Origin of the sequence: Trinickia acidisoli (genome assembly GCF_017315725.1) — a bacterium.
Taxonomy (GTDB): Bacteria; Pseudomonadota; Gammaproteobacteria; order Burkholderiales; family Burkholderiaceae; genus Trinickia; species Trinickia acidisoli.
The window spans coordinates 1,641,322-1,658,566 of record NZ_JAFLRG010000002.1; the positions used below are offsets into that span (position 1 = coordinate 1,641,322).

The 17,245-nt window shown below is 62.3% G+C and carries 13 protein-coding genes and 1 riboswitch; of the genes, 8 read left to right on the forward strand and 5 right to left on the reverse strand.

Annotation, left to right across the window (positions count from 1 at the left end):
• The first annotated feature begins 20 nt into the window (after positions 1-20).
• Genes J3485_RS25645 through J3485_RS25660 form a run of 4 tightly spaced genes read left to right on the forward strand, consistent with a single transcriptional unit; the run spans position 21 to position 3,305 of the window.
• Complete coding sequence (locus tag J3485_RS25645) at positions 21-890, forward strand: branched-chain amino acid ABC transporter permease (protein WP_206957119.1); 870 nt, start codon at positions 21-23, stop codon at positions 888-890.
• On the forward strand, positions 887-1,852 hold the full coding sequence (locus J3485_RS25650; protein WP_206957120.1) for a branched-chain amino acid ABC transporter permease: 966 nt from the start codon (positions 887-889) through the stop codon (positions 1,850-1,852). The genes J3485_RS25645 and J3485_RS25650 overlap by 4 nt, the downstream gene beginning before the upstream one ends.
• Positions 1,849-2,598: an ABC transporter ATP-binding protein gene (locus J3485_RS25655; protein WP_206957121.1), complete on the forward strand. Its 750-nt coding sequence runs from the start codon at positions 1,849-1,851 to the stop codon at positions 2,596-2,598. The genes J3485_RS25650 and J3485_RS25655 overlap by 4 nt, the downstream gene beginning before the upstream one ends.
• The gene (locus tag J3485_RS25660) at positions 2,595-3,305 is read left to right on the forward strand and encodes an ABC transporter ATP-binding protein (RefSeq protein ID WP_206957122.1); all 711 of its coding nucleotides are present in this window, start codon (positions 2,595-2,597) and stop codon (positions 3,303-3,305) included. Before J3485_RS25655 ends, J3485_RS25660 begins: the two co-directional genes overlap by 4 nt.
• A gap of 13 nt (positions 3,306-3,318) precedes the next feature.
• Here J3485_RS25660 and J3485_RS25665 read toward each other — a convergent pair whose 3' ends face one another.
• Together J3485_RS25665 and J3485_RS25670 are read right to left on the reverse strand one after the other, a co-directional pair.
• Positions 3,319-4,251: a LysR family transcriptional regulator gene (locus tag J3485_RS25665; RefSeq protein WP_206957123.1), complete on the reverse strand. Its 933-nt coding sequence runs from the start codon at positions 4,249-4,251 to the stop codon at positions 3,319-3,321.
• Entirely contained in the window at positions 4,248-5,825 is a 1,578-nt protein-coding gene (locus J3485_RS25670) for a methyl-accepting chemotaxis protein (RefSeq protein WP_206957124.1), read from the reverse strand. The genes J3485_RS25665 and J3485_RS25670 overlap by 4 nt, the downstream gene beginning before the upstream one ends.
• 396 nt (positions 5,826-6,221) lie before the next feature.
• Between J3485_RS25670 and J3485_RS25675 the strand changes: the two genes are divergently transcribed.
• From J3485_RS25675 to J3485_RS25690, 4 genes are all read left to right on the forward strand, one after another.
• A complete protein-coding gene (locus tag J3485_RS25675; protein ID WP_206957125.1) occupies positions 6,222-6,992 on the forward strand; it encodes a putative hydro-lyase in 771 nt (256 codons plus the stop codon).
• Positions 6,993-7,052: 60 nt separating this feature from the next.
• Positions 7,053-8,372, forward strand: a complete 1,320-nt coding sequence (locus J3485_RS25680) for an MFS transporter (RefSeq protein WP_206957126.1) — start codon at positions 7,053-7,055, stop codon at positions 8,370-8,372.
• Positions 8,373-8,401: 29 nt separating this feature from the next.
• Positions 8,402-12,037, forward strand: a complete 3,636-nt coding sequence (locus tag J3485_RS25685) for a hydantoinase B/oxoprolinase family protein (protein WP_206957127.1) — start codon at positions 8,402-8,404, stop codon at positions 12,035-12,037.
• A gap of 296 nt (positions 12,038-12,333) precedes the next feature.
• On the forward strand, positions 12,334-13,557 hold the full coding sequence (locus tag J3485_RS25690; RefSeq protein WP_206957128.1) for a DUF5621 domain-containing protein: 1,224 nt from the start codon (positions 12,334-12,336) through the stop codon (positions 13,555-13,557).
• A 61-nt stretch (positions 13,558-13,618) separates the two neighbouring features.
• Here the strand turns inward: J3485_RS25690 and J3485_RS25695 are convergent, their stop codons facing one another.
• The 3 genes from J3485_RS25695 to J3485_RS25705 form a co-directional block, all read right to left on the reverse strand.
• The gene (locus tag J3485_RS25695; RefSeq protein WP_206957129.1) at positions 13,619-14,374 is read right to left on the reverse strand and encodes a Fic family protein; all 756 of its coding nucleotides are present in this window, start codon (positions 14,372-14,374) and stop codon (positions 13,619-13,621) included.
• 134 nt (positions 14,375-14,508) lie between these two features.
• Positions 14,509-15,777, reverse strand: coding sequence for a D-amino acid dehydrogenase (locus tag J3485_RS25700; RefSeq protein ID WP_242538928.1), 1,269 nt, complete (start codon positions 15,775-15,777; stop codon positions 14,509-14,511).
• Positions 15,778-15,923: 146 nt separating this feature from the next.
• A riboswitch (glycine riboswitch) is annotated at positions 15,924-16,014 on the reverse strand.
• Between the two features lie 15 nt (positions 16,015-16,029).
• Positions 16,030-17,076, reverse strand: a complete 1,047-nt coding sequence (locus J3485_RS25705) for a saccharopine dehydrogenase family protein (protein WP_206957131.1) — start codon at positions 17,074-17,076, stop codon at positions 16,030-16,032.
• Positions 17,077-17,245 lie beyond the last annotated feature (169 nt).

Below are 17,245 nucleotides of genomic sequence, written 5' to 3' on the forward strand. Positions count from 1 at the left end.
GATGACGAGCAGGATGCGCGATGACTCAACTGCTTTTGTTCAACGTCACCAACGGATTGATCATCGGCGCGTTCTACGTGCTGATGGCGCTCGGGTTATCGCTGATTCTCAATCTGAGCAACGTGATCAATTTTGCTCATGGCGGCTTTCTCGTCGCGGGCGGCTATGTCGCGTACACGGTCACGCCTTATGTCGGCTTCTGGGGTGCGCTGCTGATTGCGCCTCCGTGCGTGGCCTTGATCGGGCTCGTCCTCGAGCGGCTGCTCATTCGTCGCGTCTACGGACGCGATCCGCTCTACGGTCTCTTGCTGACATTCGGTCTAGCGTTCGTTTTCGAGGACGGCACACGTTTCATCTGGGGTGCGCAGGGCAAACCGGTCAACGTCCCGGCGGTACTATCACGGCCCCTCAGCGATACGCTGTTCTTCATCACGGGCTACCGTTTGTTCATGGTCGGCACCGTGGCCCTCGCCGTGGCGTTGCTGTTCATCCTGTTGCGCTATAGCCGCCTCGGCATTCGCATTCGCGCCGGCACGCTCGACCTCGAAACCGTTTCAGCGCTCGGTGTCAACGTCGGCCGTCTGCGCTCGCTCAACTTCGCGGTCGGCGCCTTTCTTGCCGGGCTCAGCGGCGTGCTCGCGGCCGGTCAGCTCGGGCTGGAGCCGACGATGGGCACGGGGCTGCTGATGCCAAGCTTCATCGCGATCATCGTCGGCGGCGTGGGCAGCCTCACCGGCACGCTTTTGGGTGGTTTGCTGATCGGGGTGGCGTCGGGCATCACCGCGGTGTTCTTGCCGGCGGCGAGCGAGGCCATCATCTACGTGTTGATGGCGGTCGTGCTGTTGCTGCGTCCTCGCGGTCTGCTCGGCGAAGAGGGCATGCTGACATGAGCGCTCGAACATGGTCCCGCCTGCGTCATCCATTGACGCTCGCCGCCATCTGGGCGACGTTGCTGCTGGCGCCGTTCTGGATGCCTCCGCTCGGCGGCTACACCGCGCTCGGAACGCGTGTGCTGGTGCTAGGTCTTGCCGCGATGTCGGTCAACTTCTTGCTCGGCTTTACCGGCGTGCTGTCCTTCGGTCACGCCGCATTCTTCGGTCTCGGCGCGTACGGCGCGGGACTCTCGCTCAAGTTCTTGGCGCCTAGCACACCGCTCGCGCTGCTTTGCGGAACCTTGCTCGGCGGCATTTGCGGATCGCTGCTCGGCGCGCTCTGCGCCCGCCTGCGCGGCGTCTACTTCGCAATGGTCACGATCGCGTTCGGGCAGGTGTTCTACTACATCGCCTTCCAATGGAGTTCGCTGACGGGCGGCGATGACGGGCTGCGCGGGTTCGAGCGCGCGCCGTTGAACTTCGGCGTCATCAAGATCGATATCCTGACGCACTCCGTTGCGTTCTACTACTTCGTGCTCGTTTGCCTCGCCTTGGCGGTTGCATTGATGGGCTTCATTCTTCGCTCGCCGTTCGGACGCACGATGATCGCGATTCGCGAGAACGAGCGGCGCGCCCGCTTTCTCGGCATTCCGGTCAGTCGCCATATCTGGATCGCGTTCACGTTCTCCTGCTTCTTCATGGGTTTTGCCGGCGCACTGTACGCACTCCTAAACAATTTCGCCGACCCGCGCGGCCTGCATTTCAGCCAATCGGGCGACTTCGTGATGATGGCCGTGATGGGCGGCATGCGCAGTTTATGGGGGCCGTTGCTCGGCGCCGCGGTGTTCGTGGTGCTGCAGGACTATCTGTCGAGTATCACCGTCAACTGGATGTCATTCTTCGGCATGCTGTTCGTCGCAATCGTGCTGTTCTTTCCGCGCGGGCTCCTCGGCTTCATTCGCGGCAGGAGCAACTCATGAACGTCCTCGACGTCGAGCACGTAAGCAAGCGTTTCGGCAATCTGCAAGCCGTGCGCGACGTATCGCTACATATCGAACGAGGTGCGCTGCACGCCATCATCGGGCCGAATGGCGCCGGCAAAACGACGTTTTTCAACTTGATCAGCGGGCTGTTTCCACCGACGGCAGGCGCCATCGTATTCGACGGAAGCGACATCACGGCGCTGCCTGCGCATCGACGCGTCAGCGTCGGCATCGCACGCACGTTCCAAATCACCGAGATCTTTCCGGAACTCACCGTGCTCGAGAACCTGCGCATCAGCGTGGAGGTGGCGGCCGGTCTTCGCATGCGAACGTGGATCAACCGCGCGCAGGCCAGACAGGTACGCACTCGCATCGACGAAACAGTCGCACTGACCGGCCTCGGCCCTCGGGCCGAACGATTGGTAGGCGAACTGTCGCACGGCGAGCAGCGAATCGTCGAGATCGCGATGGCGCTCGCGCTACGGCCTCGCTTGCTGTTGCTTGACGAACCCGCAGCCGGCATGGGCGACCAGGAGACGGAAGCCATTACGCGATTGATCGCGCGCGTGCATCGAGACGGCGCGTTGACGATCGCTTTGATCGAACACGATATGCGCGTCGTATTCGACCTCGCGGATCGGATCACCGTCCTCGATCGCGGCAGCGTGCTGGCCGAGGGAACCCCGCAAGCGATTGCCGCCGACGAGGCCGTGCAAACCGCTTACCTCGGCGTGGCCGTATGAATGCCGCCCTCATCGCCGATGAGCTCCACACCTATTACGGCAAGAGCCATATCTTGCACGGCGTGAGCCTTACCGTCGAAGAAGGACGCATCACCGCGTTGCTCGGGCGCAATGGGGCGGGCAAGACGACGACGCTGCGCACGCTGATGGGTCTGACGCCGGCACGCCAAGGCCGCGTGACGATCTTCGGCGTGGATACATCCCGCTGGCCGACCTTCAAGGTTGCCGCAAGCGGCGTCGGTTACGTGCCCGAAGGGCGCCGCATCTTCGTCAACCTCAGCGTCGAGGAGAACTTGCGTGTGCCGCTCGCGCGCAGCGGACCCTGGACGATCCCACGCATCTACGAACTGTTTCCGCGGCTTGCCGAACGCAAGTCGAGCCGCGGACGTTCGCTCTCGGGAGGCGAGCAGGAAATGCTCTCGATTGCGCGCGCGCTACTGCTCAACCCCCGCTTGCTGATTCTCGACGAACCATCGCAAGGCCTCGCGCCGCTGATCGTACGCGAGGTATTTCGCGTCGTCTTGCAGATGCGCGATGAAGGCATCTCCGTCCTGCTCGTCGAGCAAAACGCGCGCATGGGTTTGGAGATCGCCGATCACGCCTACGTGCTGAACGACGGTGCGATCGTTTACGCGGGCAACTCGAGCGCGCTCGCCGCGGACGAGGAGCGCGTTCGCGCACTGACCGGCGTCAGCGCGCGAAAATGACCGCAACGCACGCTCACAGCGCTTCGATCAGATCGCGCCGCTGCGTCCTGCAAAACGCCGTGCAAGCGATATGGGCCGCACTGGCGGCCGCATTCACCATCGTGCTCGCGTTCGTCGGCTTGCACACCGATACGACGATCGGGGGCGGCACGGGCTTGAGCGGCAGCTCGACGAACTCGCCCGTCTGCAATTCGTCGTTGACGAACAAGCTCGGGATGCACGCGACGCCGTAACCGTCGCGCACGAGCTGCACGATCGCGGCCACCGATGGCGAGCACGTGATGCGCGTATGCTCGGGCCCGACGTTCTCCTGCCGTGCGAGCGTGAGCACGATGCTCTGCAATGCGACTTGCGGTGCCGTGCCGCGCCCGAACGTCAGGATCGGCCGCTGGAGTACGCGCGATGCAAGACCGCTCGTGCGCCGCGACAGCAAGCCGCGCCTCACGATCCAGCGCACGGGATAGCTCGCGATCGCGCTCGAGACAACTTTGGTACTGTCGATCCCTTCCACGCGAATCACAAGATCGAGTTCGCCCGCGAGCAGCCGCTGCTGAAGCACGGCGCTCGACTCCACGGTCAAATCGATGTCGAGCTGCGGGAATTTCGCATTGAGGTGCGTAATGTAATGCGCAAGCCACGAATGAACGACCGTCTCGATCACACCCAAGCGCAACTTGCCGCCCACGACGATTTCTTGCCCCGCCGCCTCGCGCAGCGCCCGCGCGGCATCCACCACGTTGCGCGCAAGGCTGAGCAGGCTCTCGCCCGCGGGCGTCAGGCGAAACTGCGTCGTCGACCGATCGATGAGCTCCGTGCGCAAATCGTCTTCGAGCGATTTGATCCGCAACGAAATCGTGGCCGGCGTCGCGTGCAACACACGCGCCGTGGCGCGAAAGCTCTCGAGTTCCGCTAACGTGACGAACGTCTCGACGAATCGCGTGTTCATCGTTTAGCGGTGTATGCCGCATCTGTCTCCACGCGGAACGCTTGCATCGCCACCCCGAGTTGCTGCGCCTGCTCGTTGAGCGACGTGGCCGCAGCCGCGGCCTGTTCGACGAGCGCGGCGTTCTGCTGCGTTGCACCGTCCATCTGCGAGATCGCGCGATTGACCTCCTCGATACCAATGCTTTGCTGAGCCGACGCCCCCGCGATCTCGTCGACGATCGTCGTGACGCGCTTGACGGCCGCGACGATGCCATCCATCGCCGTGCCCGCGCTTTCCGCCAGCACGGCGCCGCTCTCCACCTGCGTGAGCGAAGTGTCGACGAGCACGCGAATCTCTTTCGCCGCCGCGGCGCTGCGTTGGGCGAGGCTGCGCACCTCGCTCGCGACGACGGCGAAGCCCCGACCGTTTTCGCCGGCGCGCGCCGCTTCGACCGCCGCATTCAGCGCGAGGATGTTCGTTTGAAACGCAATGCTATCGATCACCGACGTAATGTCGGCCACCTTCTTCGAGCTTTCGGCGATCGCCCGGACCTTGCTCACGACGTCGCCGACCACCCCGCCGCCGCGCTCGGCCTCCGACGACGCGCTCGCCGCCACTTCGGTCGCGCGCGAAGCGTTTTCCGCGTTTTGCTTGACGGTCGATGTCAGTTCATCCATCGCCGCCGCGGTTTCTTCGAGCGACGCGGCTTGCTGCTCGGTACGGCTCGACAAATCGCTGTTGCCGGTGGCGATCTCGGCCGCGGCAGTGCGTATCGTCGCGGCGGCCGTCTTCACGCGCGCGACCGTGCCGGCGAGCGTATCGCGCGTATAGGCGATGGCCGATACGATGCTGTTGTCGTCGCCGTGAGCGACTTCGATATGTCCCGTCAAATCGCCCGATGCGATCTGCCGCGCAAGCTCGGCGGCCTGCGCCGGCTCGCCGCCGACCGAACGCCGCACGCTCTTGACCGCCATCGACGTCAGCAGCGAAATCGCCGCACCGAGAATGATTAGGACTACCAACGATGTACCGAGCGTGTGATAGAACGCGGACTGAATGTCGTCTTGATAGACGCCCGCAATGAGATCCCAATTCCAGGGCTTGTAGCGCTCGACGAAGCCGAGCTTCGAACTCGGCTCGGTCTCTCCCGGCTTGGGCCACCAATATTCGACATACCCCATCCCGTTCGGCGAGGCACCGGCCGCCGCGATATCCCGATAGAGCAGATTGCCCTTGGCATCCTTCCACTGCGACATGTCCTTGCCGTCGAGCTTCGGCGACATCGGATGCATGACGACCACCGAATCGGCCCCGACGACCGTGACGTACCCGTTGCCGCTATAGCGCAGATCCGCAATGCTGACCAAGGCCTGTTGCTTCGCGGCATCGGCACTCAGCTTGCCGGCCTGCGCATCGCGATCGAAACCCGCGGCGATCGAGTACGCCATCTGCGTGATGTCGGCAAGCGCATGCTTGCGCTCCTTCAACTGCATTTCGCGCATTTGCTGCGCGTGCCAAACCGTCAGCGTCAGCAGGCCGACCCAAGTCAGGAGCAGTGGGATCCAAAGCTTTTGTCGCAGGGTTAAATGGGACATGATGTTTTCTTCCGACGAATAAGGGTCATTCACATCTTTGGGCATGCCGAACGAGGGTTGCCTCGCCTACCCATCTGCATATCGGCATCCGTGAGCGGATGTTAAGCAGAACAAAAAGCCGGCGCACCCGGTCTCGATGCATGCATTCGAGCGTCTCGTACGGGGTAAGTCAACCCAAAATCGCGCGCGTCAACCGTCGCATTGTGCCGCTCACCCCTTATCGGACAAGGCTGCTCATGTTTTAAGCGAATACCGCGTGGCTTCGCCTCGCTCGGGAAAACCCGCATGAAAGTGTTAAGAGAAACTTAACAGAAGCGCGCGGAATAACTTGCTGGCGTGTCATCATTTTCAAACCTAATCTGCTCACCAAGCCATCTTCTTTCAGGGAATGCCCTCATGCCGCACCGTTTTCGTCAGCTCGTCCGCCGCAAGGACTTCAAAGGACCCACTGCCGGTCAGTGCGGCGAGTACGCTCAAGCCAATCTCGTCATCATCCCGAGTGCCTACGCCGAAGATTTCCTACGGTTTTGCATTCGAAATCCGAAGGCCTGCCCGTTGCTCGGCGTCGGCGAACGGGGGCAGTGGAACGTGCCCTCGCTCGGCCAAGATTTGGATCTGCGCACGGACGTGCCCGGCTACAACGTCTATCGCGACGGAGTGCTGAGCGAGCAGCCCGACGACATCCTTTCGCTCTGGAACGACGATCTCGTCGCGTTCGCGATCGGTTGTTCGTTTTCCTTCGAGCAAATGCTGGCGCACGAGCGCATCCCGCTTCGGCACGTCGACGAGGGCGTCAACGTCCCGATGTTCCGCACCCATATCGCCAACGCGCCGGCCGGCCCGTTCGGCGGGCAGCTCGTGGTATCGATGCGCCCGATGACGGGTGCGCGCGCGATTCGCGCCGTCCAAGTCACGAGCCGCTTCCCGTCCGTACACGGCGCCCCGGTGCATCTTGGCAACCCTCGCGCGATCGGCATTGCCGATCTGTCGCGCCCCGACTATGGCGACGCCGTGACGATTCACGAAGACGAAGTGCCTGTGTTCTGGGCGTGCGGCGTGACACCGCAAAGCGCACTCGAAGCGGCGCGCCTGCCCTTCGCCATCGCTCATCGGCCCGGGCACATGCTCGTGACCGACATCCCCAACGCATCGCTCGCGGTTCTCTGACGCGGTGCTTATGTATAGGAACGATAGAAACACCCGCAGCGCAGTACCGAGGAGACATCGATGAACACCGAAGCACATTACCCTGATATTGAACACGCCGACGACAGAAGCGGCGCAGCCGAGGCGGGCCGCGACGACCGCGGCATGTTCGGCTGGTACGGACACCTGGGCGCGAACGAGCGCCGCGCGTTTTGGAGCTGTAAGGCCGGCTATGCGCTCGACGCAATGGATACGCAGTTCCTGAGCTTCGTCATTCCGGCACTCATCGCCACTTGGGGCTTGACCAAGGGCGAGGCCGGACTCATCGGCACGGTTACGCTGCTGATGTCCGCGTTGGGCGGCTGGGTTGCGGGCATCCTGTCCGACCGAGTCGGACGCGTGCGCACGCTGCAGATCACGATTGTCTGGTTCGCCGTGTTTACGCTCGCCTGCGCTTTCGCGCAAAACTTTACGCAGTTGCTCGTCGCACGCGGCTTGATGGGCCTGGGCTTCGGCGGCGAGTGGACGGCCGGCGCCGTGTTGATCGGCGAAGTGATCCGCGCCCGTGACCGCGGCAAGGCCGTCGGGATGGTTCAAGCCGGCTGGGCGATCGGCTGGGCTGCGTCGGCCGGGCTCTATATCCTCGTGTTTTCGCTGTTGCCTGCCCACATGGCATGGCGCGCGCTGTTCGCGCTCGGCATTCTTCCTGCGCCGTTCGTCATCTACGTCCGCCGCTTGGTCGAAGAGCCCGAGGTGCATCGCGTGGCCAAGCAGCACGAGCGCGATACGAACACCACACACTCGTTCATGGAGATCTTCAGCGCCGACATGTGGTTCACGACGCTGCGCACAGCGCTGCTCGCGACCGGCGCACAAGGCGGCTACTACGCCATCACGACGTGGCTGCCGACTTACCTGAAGACCGAGCAGCATCTGAGCGTGGTAGGCACGGGCGGGTACCTTGCCGTGATCATCGTGGGTTCGTATGCCGGCTATCTGTGCGGCGCGTGGCTATCCGACCGTGTCGGCCGCAAGCTCGCGTTCATCACCTACGCGCTCGCATCGATGGTCATCGCGCTCGCTTATACGCACGTCAAGCTCGACAACACGCTGCTCTTGATTCTCGGCTTCCCGCTCGGCTTCTTCGCGTCGGGCATCTTCTCCGGCATGGGCGCGTTCATGTCCGAGTTGTTTCCGACGCGTGTGCGCGGGTCCGGTCAAGGCTTTTGCTACAACTTCGGCCGTGCGGTCGGCGCCGCCTTCCCGTTCCTCATCGGCATGGTGGCTCAAAAGATGACGCTCGGCGCCACTATCGGTACCTTCGCGGCCGTCGCCTACGGCGTCGTGATCCTGGCAGCCCTGACACTGCCCGAGACGCGCGGCGCACAACTGAAATACTGATTTCCTAACATCCTCTTCGATCGAAAGACATGAAAAACGACTCCACTCAAATTATTTCGGACTCCGAACGATGGCAGTTTTGGATCGACCGTGGAGGCACGTTCACGGACATCGTCGCGCGACGCCCCGACGGCGTGCTCGTCACGCACAAGGTGCTGTCCGAGAATCCCGAGCGCTACCGCGATTCGGCCGTGCAGGGGATCCGCGAATTGCTCGGCGTGCCGACGGGCGCGCCGGTGCCTGCCGAGTTGATCGAATGCGTTCGGATGGGCACGACGGTTGCGACGAATGCGTTGCTCGAACGCAAGGGCGAGCGAACCGTGCTCGCGATCACGAAGGGCTTCGCCGATGCACTGCGCATCGCGTATCAAAACCGGCCGAAGCTGTTCGTGCGCAATATCGAATTGCCGACGTTGCTTTACGAGCGCGTCGTCGAGATCGACGAGCGTATCGGCGCGCGGGGCGAAGCGGTCCGCGCACTCGATGAAGCGGGTGCACGTTCCTCGCTGCAGCGTGCCTACGACGAAGGCATTCGCTCATGCGCCATCGTGTTGATGCATGCTTATCGGCATCCCGAGCATGAGCGCGTACTGAAGGCGATCGCACAAGACATCGGCTTTACGCAGATTTCCGTGAGCCACGAAGTGAGCCCGCTCATGAAGCTCGTCTCACGTGGCGATACGACCGTCGTCGATGCCTACCTCTCGCCCGTCTTGCGTCACTATGTGCGGCAGGTCGAACGCGAGCTGGGCCCCGTGCCGCTGCAGTTCATGCAGAGCAACGGCGGCTTGACCGATGCTCACCGCTTTCAAGGCAAGGATGCGATCTTGTCGGGACCGGCCGGCGGCATCGTCGGCGCGGCACAAGTGGCCGCGCTCGCGGGCTTCGACCGCATCATCGGCTTCGACATGGGCGGCACGTCGACCGACGTCACGCACTATGCGGGCGAGTACGAGCGCGATTTCGTCACGGAAGTGGCCGGCGTACGTATTCGCGCGCCGATGATGAAAATTCATACCGTCGCGGCAGGCGGCGGCTCCATCTGCAGCTTCGATGGCGCACGCTTTCGCGTCGGCCCTGAAAGTGCCGGCGCGAATCCCGGCCCAGCTTCGTACCGGCGCGGTGGCCCGCTGACCGTTACGGACTGCAACGTCATGACGGGCAAGCTCGATCCGCAGTGGTTTCCGAAGGTGTTCGGTCCCGAAGGCAACGAGCCGCTCGACGATGCGATCGTGCGCCAGCGCTTCGCCGAGTTGGCTGCCAACGTGGCGAGCACAACCGGCATCGAGCGCAAGCCCGAGGAGGTAGCCGAAGGGTTCTTGAAGATCGCGGTCGAGAACATGGCCAACGCGATCAAGCAGATCTCCGTGCAGCGCGGGTATGACGTGACGCAATACACGCTTGCCTGCTTCGGCGGCGCGGGTGGACAGCACGCGTGTCTCGTGGCCGACGCGCTCGGCATGACGCGTGTCTTCATCCATCCGCTCGCGGGCGTGTTGTCGGCATACGGGATGGGTTTGGCCGACGTACGCGCATTGCGCCAGCGCGCGCTCGAAGTGCCGCTCGACAATCGCGCCCTCGCCGCTTGCGAAACCGCATTCATCGACCTCGCCGAAACCGCACGCGACGAAGTGGCCTCGCAGCGCATCGACGACAATCGAATCACGCTTTGCTACAAGCTGCACGTCAAATACGACGGCACCGATACCGCGCTCGAAGTCGATTTCGACCAAGACGTGGCGCCCGTGGTCGCACAGTTCGAGACGCTTTACCGGACCCGCTACGGCTTCCTGATGCCCAATCGCGCGTTGATCGTCGAGGCCGTGGCCGTCGAAGCGATCGGCCGCACGCAGCAAGCCGACGATGAACGTTGGCCGCTGGCCGACGATGCATCGACCGAACCGTCGCCGCTCGCGATCACGCGCGTCTTCACCGGCGGCCAATGGCGCGCAACGCCGGTCTACGATCGCGATGCGATGGCGCCTGGCGCAAAGATCGATGGCCCGGCGATCATCAAGGAGAGCACCGGCACGACGATCGTCGAACCGGGGTGGCAGCTCGTGGTGACACGCCACAACCATATGGTTGCCGAGCGCACGGTACCGCTCGAAGCGCGGCATGCGGCCGGCACGCAAGCCGACCCGGTACTGCTCGAAGTCTTCAACAATCTGTTCATGTCGATCGCCGAACAGATGGGCGTGACGCTCGCGAACACGTCGTATTCGGTCAACATCAAGGAACGCTTGGACTTTTCGTGCGCGCTGTTCGACGCGGACGGCAACTTGATCGCGAACGCACCGCATATGCCCGTGCATCTGGGCTCGATGGGCGAAAGCGTGCGCACCGTCATCGACCGCCGCACCGGCACGATGCGTCCGGGCGATGCATTCGCGTTGAATGCGCCCTACGCGGGCGGCACGCACCTGCCCGACGTGACGATCATCATGCCGGTGTTCGCTTCGGGGTCGAGCGAACCGATGTTCTATGTCGCCGCGCGCGGTCACCATGCGGATATCGGCGGCGTGACGCCCGGATCGATGCCTCCCGACTCGGTTCACGTCGACGAGGAAGGCGTGCTGCTCGACAACGTGCAACTCGTGGCCGAAGGCCGTTTCCTCGAGGGTCGCATTCGCGACAAGCTGCTTTCGGGCCCGTGGCCCGTGCGCAACGTCGAGCAGAATCTCGCCGACCTGCGTGCGCAAGTGGCCTCCTGCACGAAGGGTGCGCAAGAACTCGACCGCATGTGTAGTCAGTTCGGGCTCGATACGGTGCGCGCGTATATGCAGCACGTACAGGACAACGCGGAGGAGGTCGTACGCCGCACGCTGTCGGTGCTGAAAGACGGGCGCTTCGAATATGCGTTCGACGACGGCGCCAAGATCGTCGTCAACGTATCGATCGACAAGGTCCAACGCTCGGCGGTCGTCGACTTCGCCGGCACGAGCGAGCAGCAGCCGAACAATTTCAATGCGCCGTCCGCGATCTGCAAGGCAGCGGTGCTGTATGTCTTCCGCACGCTCGTCGACGAAGACATTCCGCTCAATGCAGGTTGCCTGAAGCCGCTCGACATCAGGATTCCTGAAGGTTCGATGCTGAACCCGCGCTATCCGGCGGCTGTCGTGGCCGGTAACGTGGAGACGTCGCAAGTCGTCACCGACGCGCTCTATGGGGCGCTCGGCGTGATGGCGGGCGCGCAGGGCACGATGAACAACTTCACGTTCGGCAACGATCATGTTCAGTACTACGAAACGATTTGCGGCGGTGCGGGTGCCGGGCCGACATTCGACGGCTGCAGTGCGGTGCAAACGCATATGACGAACTCGCGTTTGACCGATCCCGAGGTACTCGAATGGCGTTTCCCAGTGCGGCTCGATTCGTTCGGCGTTCGCCGCGGCAGTGGCGGCGAGGGGCGTCATCGCGGCGGTGACGGCACCGAGCGGCGCGTGCGCTTTCTCGAACCGATGACGGCCGTTATGCTCGCCAACCGCCGTCTCGTGCCGCCGTTCGGGCTCGCAGGCGGAGCACCGGGCGCAAGCGGCGTGAATTGGATCGAGCGCAAGGACGGCACGCGCGAGGATTTCGGCGCGCGGCATCGGATGCAGGTAACGGCAGACGATGTCGTCGTGATTCAGACACCGGGGGGAGGCGGATACGGCGCGGCTTGAGAACGTGTCGTAATGAGTTGTAGTGTGTTGGAGTAAGTTGCATCGGAGGCGGCGTCGCGGCATTGGCTGTGGCGCCGCCTTTCGCTTGAGTGAGTCACGCTGCGCTCCCGTTGAATCGCTGCTTCATGGCTCTCCCGCCACAGACCTTCATCAGACCTTCATCCGGCCGTTGCAAGATTTGCAATCGCACTGATATGCTGTGATCCCACTGCCGCGGCTGAGCACTGCACCGCCCAAGCATCTGGTAAAAACCCTGATAAGTAGTATCACGATAACAGGCAAGGAGGTGAATACCTATGCCAGCATTTGCGTCGCCAGTATTCACCGTCTTTAACCACGGGACATGCGCCAGCCGCGATGGGACCGGCGAAATCGTCGCTGAATTCGGCCGTCTCGCCGCGGGCACCGAATATAAAGACTTTCTCATTTGCGATGGCCCCGGCAGCAGCCCGACGACGAGCGTGATCCCGGGGCAATTCAATCCGTTCACGCGCGACAAGCAGCCCAAGGCGACTTTCGGCAACAAGGAATTAGGTCATACCCACATTAATTGGAAGGTGACCGGCGTGATGTCGGGCGCGGGGTGGGATGACAACGTCATGCACGCCGTCGCGACGATCGCGGAACTGAGCCCTGCCCCGAAAACGGTGAACATGCTCGGGTGGAGCCGCGGCGCAGTGACTTGCACGAAGCTCGCCTATAAGCTTCGCGAGATCTTCCCTGACATCGCCGTCAACATTTTCGCCGTCGATCCTGTCGCCGGGATAGGCAATAAGAGTGACGTCGACGCCAGCACTATCCGCGGCAACGTCAAGAATTATTTAGCAGTCCTATCGATGCACGAGACCCGAGGCTTCTTCAAGCCTCAAGATGCCAAGCGCGTGACGTTCACCAATGCCGCGACGAACGCGGTGTTCGTACCGTTTCCGGGCAATCACAGCGGCCAAGTCAATCTCGACAAGAACGTGAGCAAGAACCAGGGCGAAGCGGCCCAGATGGTATGGTTCCTAGCGTGGAAGTTTCTCGATCATTTCGGAACGCGGTTCATTTCGCCTCCTTCGCCCAGTTACAACGAATTGGAACAGTGCAACTTGTACGCGAAGATGAAGCAGAAGATGCCGGGGTACAAGAAAACGAGCCCGGGCACGATTGCATCGGCTTTCATGGGCGGCGGCAAGACGCGGGACTACCTCAATAACCGCATCGATCAGTACGTCAAGTTCTCTGACTTCTTTATCAGCGAGCACCATCGCCGCATATTCAAGCGGACGCTGCCTCATTTGTATCGGTGGGTGTTCGAGAATCAGGGAAGCGATACGGCGGCGGTCATTCAAGATTTCAAGAAGGCGGAATTCTATCCGGCGCTCAAGCAGACGCTGGTCGATGCCGGGTTCCAGCAGACGCGACTGAGCGGGGTGCCCACGGTACTGTTGCCGATTCGCGGCGGCGGACAACAGGCGGTCGACATCTCCGCGCAGCAGCTCACGGCGAGCATGTCGAGCATGGGTCTTTATGTTTGATCGATGAGTTCAAGGGGCGCTTGCGCGCCCGCTCAGTCGTTAGCCCGTTGTAACTTACGGGCTAGTCGCGCCTTCCAAGCAGATCGAGATACGCCGCGAGCGTGCGTTCAAGCGCCTCGGCAACGAGTCGCGTAATGATGCTGTACTCGCCCGTCACGCATGCCCGATCCAGCGCCTCGTAGTAAGCCAGACGCTCCTCTTGTCGAATCACCGCCGGCGGATAACCGGACTTCATCAACTCGAGATTGAGAAGCAGCCGGCCCGTTCGGCCGTTTCCATCGGAGAACGGATGAATTTTCGCGAACCGTGTATGCAGCTCGGCAGCACGCGCGACGGGGTGCGTATCCGTTGCGCTCGCATGCCAGCCGATGAGCGCGTCCATTTCGGCCGGCAGCAGCGAGAAATCCGGAGGCGTCGTGCTTGCGCCCGAGATCACCGCGTTCTCACGGCGATACTGGCCCGCCTCTTTATCGTCGATACCCTTGAGCACGCGAGCGTGAATATGACGGATCTGTGACTCCGATAGTCCCTCGTCACTACCGACGATGTCCTCGACGTAGAGAATCGCGTCGCGGTGATTCGTCACTGCGATATGTTCGCGAAGCAATTTTCCGCCTACCGCGATTCCCTCGAGCACGACCTTCGTTTCATGCAGCGAAAGCGTGTTGCCCTCGATCGCATTCGAGTGATAGGTCAATTCCAGCATCAGCGCGTCACGCAGCGACCCCAGCGTATTGAGCGGCAGCGGACGTGCCACGTCGAGTTTTGCCTTGTCGGCATCGATAGTGTGGAGCAAGGCGTGTAAGGACGAATCCATGAAGTCACCGGTGCGTTCGGAAGGCCCACATTGTATCGCTCCGGCGTATGCCGGAGCCGCTTGCCTTCGCTTGAACCGAATCGAGCCGAACCGGGCGGCCCCGTGCGACGCAGGACTCGCCCTACTCGACCGAATCAAGCGCCTTGACGACCGCCGACCGCTACGGGACGCACGCGAGCCGCCACCGCATCATCAGACACCAGTTGCGCAACGCCTTCCGCCGTGGCGGCCGACAATGTCCAGCCAAGATGCCCATGCCCCGTGTTGTAGAACACGCCGCGGCGACGGCCCCGGCCAACCCTCGGCAGCATGCTCGGCAACATCGGGCGCAAGCCTGCCCACGGAATGACGCGCGAAGTCGAGACCGCGGGAAAATGCGTCCGGACCCATCGAACGAGCGGTTCGATGCGATTCGCTCGAATGTCGCGATTCGCGCCGTTCAGTTCGGCCGTCCCCGCCACTCGAAAGCGATCGACACCGAGGCGGCTGGTCACGATTTTCGCGCGGTCGTCGAGCAGGCTCACCCACGGCGCGGCCTCCCGACTCGATGGATCGTCGAGCGATACGGTAATCGAATAGCCCTTCACGGGGTACACGTTGACGTGATCGCCGACATATGCGGCAAGCGCACGGCTGCCAACGCCCGCGCAAATCACGACGCGATCGAACATGCCCATTTCGTCGCGGCCTTCGCGCTGCGCCGCGATCGCAATCTCACCGTCGCTCGATCCGTCGATCGATTGCACCGCCGTGTCGTAGCGAAACTCGACGCCAAGGCGTTCGCACGCCTGAGCGAGGCCGCGCGTGAACTTATGGATATCGCCCGTCGAATCCGATTCCGTGAAAAAACCGCCATAGAACTGGCCGTGAAGCGTCGGCTCGATTGCGCGAATCTCGTCGGGCGTAACGGACCGCCGATCGAGTCCTCCTTCGCGCAGCAGCGTGTTCACCTTCGACGCAGCTTCGAATTCCGAGCGCGTCGCGTAGAAATGCAGAATACCGCGCTGCTCGAGATCGAACTCGATCGCTTCGCGCTGCGCGATGGAAAACAAATGCTCGCGCGCGGCGATCGCGAGGCGAACGGTTTCGATCGTGTTGCTGCGATAGTGGGGAATCTGCCGTAGGAATTCACCGATCCAACTGTATTTGTGCCAACTCGGACGCGGATTCATCAGCAACGGCGCGTCGCGCTTGAACATCCAACGTAAGCCTTTGAGCACCGTCGCGCGGCTGTTCCAGACTTCGGCATTGCTGGCCGACAATTGCCCGCCGTTCGCAAACGACGTTTCCATCGCGGCATAGCGATGACGTTCAAGGACGGTGACGCGGTGGCCGCGCCGAGCGAGCGCGTAAGCAGTGGTGACGCCGGTGATACCGGCGCCGATAACGGCAATTCGTGACATGACATGGTCCAGAGTTCGTTGGGCATCGCCGGCCGATAACAACCGGCGTCGATGCCCCATCTGTCCATGTACCTGAGAGTTTCGCCCGCGCACTTGCCGCGCGGGCTCCCCTTCGGTGGGCGCGCATGGCGCCGCTCTCCAGATGTTCCGGCTGCGAGGTCCTTTTGCCTGAGAGTTTCCGGGGCGGTTGCTCCGTCGGCGTCGCTCGAATCGAGCGATCTCTTCCATGCAGCGTGATGGAACGCGCTAAGGCTAGCCTTGGACGGAAAATTCGGCAAGCGATTTCTTTTCGTCGAAAACGACCTTCACCGTATCGAGTGCCGCCAAAAAGTCCGACGCGTCGAAAATTTCACCGAGACTGACGACGCCGCCCTTCGATACGGACTTCCCGCTCAGCAATCGCTCTGTGGCCTCGACGATGATCGGTGCGCTGACCGCATAAATGTCCTGCCCCGTGGCAGTCACGCGACGCGTTACCCCGCTCTGCGCAACGACGACATCCATGACGAATTGCTGCGCGGATCGTCCCATATCGTCGTGCGGCTGGGGCGGCGGCGTATTCGGATCGCGAAGTTCACGCAGAGCGGCGAGGCCGAACCAAGATTCGAGCGTGTCGACACGCAAATGACGCGACACGGTCAGCACTTCGGTAAAGGGGAGCATGACAACCTCCGCATCGCCCAGCACCTCGGCGAACGACCACGCGCCCTCCGGCATCGGCGAAGGCAGCGGTGTCAGCTTCCCGCTACGCTGAACGAACCTCGTCGCATGATTGCGTTCACCGGTCACGCGTGTGCCGCGCGTCGGATGCCAACTGTCGAGGCCGACGGCGATATCGACTCTTTCGATCGGCTGATCGGCATCCACGGCTGCCGTGACGAGCAAATCGGCGAGACCGCCGTAAAACGCCGCCGCGGGGATAAGACTGACGCCGGCGTCACGCGCACCGGCATGGCGCTGGTCGATGATCGCTTGGAGCGCTGGCTGTTCCGCAGTGACGTCGAGATAAGGTATTCCCGCGCGCAACGCTGCATCGACGATCGGCAGCGCGGTATCGAGAAACGGCCCCGCGCAATTGATGACGGCATGCGCCCCGCGGATTGCGGCGTCGAGTTGTTGGGGATCGTCAGTCGAAGCAACTCGCCACGGGCTGTCGTCGTTGGCACTGATTTCCTTCAGGCGCTCTGCATCGCGTCCGATACGAACGACACCAAAGCCGCGCCGCTTCAATTCGGCCACGACGAAGCGCCCCGTATGGCCCGTAGCACCGTACACCGCGACAGTCATTTTGTTGTTCATGTTCGACTCCGAGTTGGAATGGTGACTTTATAGTACAGATCTGTAGCGTCGTCAATACAGATCTGTAGCGAATAAGATACCGATCTGTATCGAAATCTACGCCGCACGCTTCGTAGTGCTATCATCGACGCCAATGCAGATGCATAAGGAACGTTCGAGGCCGACCAAG

Bases quoted from the DNA above. Each gene is read 5' to 3' on its own strand.
- J3485_RS25705 (WP_206957131.1), bottom strand. From the start codon at position 17,076: ATGAACAACAAAATGACTGTCGCGGTGTACGGTGCTACGGGCCATACG.
- J3485_RS25695 (WP_206957129.1), bottom strand. From the start codon at position 14,374: ATGGATTCGTCCTTACACGCCTTGCTCCACACTATCGATGCCGACAAG.
- J3485_RS25675 (WP_206957125.1), top strand. From the start codon at position 6,222: ATGCCGCACCGTTTTCGTCAGCTCGTCCGCCGCAAGGACTTCAAAGGA.
- J3485_RS25645 (WP_206957119.1), top strand. From the start codon at position 21: ATGACTCAACTGCTTTTGTTCAACGTCACCAACGGATTGATCATCGGC.
- J3485_RS25650 (WP_206957120.1), top strand. From the start codon at position 887: ATGAGCGCTCGAACATGGTCCCGCCTGCGTCATCCATTGACGCTCGCC.
- J3485_RS25690 (WP_206957128.1), top strand. From the start codon at position 12,334: ATGCCAGCATTTGCGTCGCCAGTATTCACCGTCTTTAACCACGGGACA.
- J3485_RS25685 (WP_206957127.1), top strand. From the start codon at position 8,402: ATGAAAAACGACTCCACTCAAATTATTTCGGACTCCGAACGATGGCAG.
- J3485_RS25665 (WP_206957123.1), bottom strand. From the start codon at position 4,251: ATGAACACGCGATTCGTCGAGACGTTCGTCACGTTAGCGGAACTCGAG.
- J3485_RS25680 (WP_206957126.1), top strand. From the start codon at position 7,053: ATGAACACCGAAGCACATTACCCTGATATTGAACACGCCGACGACAGA.
- J3485_RS25660 (WP_206957122.1), top strand. From the start codon at position 2,595: ATGAATGCCGCCCTCATCGCCGATGAGCTCCACACCTATTACGGCAAG.
- J3485_RS25700 (WP_242538928.1), bottom strand. From the start codon at position 15,777: ATGTCACGAATTGCCGTTATCGGCGCCGGTATCACCGGCGTCACCACT.
- J3485_RS25670 (WP_206957124.1), bottom strand. From the start codon at position 5,825: ATGTCCCATTTAACCCTGCGACAAAAGCTTTGGATCCCACTGCTCCTG.
- J3485_RS25655 (WP_206957121.1), top strand. From the start codon at position 1,849: ATGAACGTCCTCGACGTCGAGCACGTAAGCAAGCGTTTCGGCAATCTG.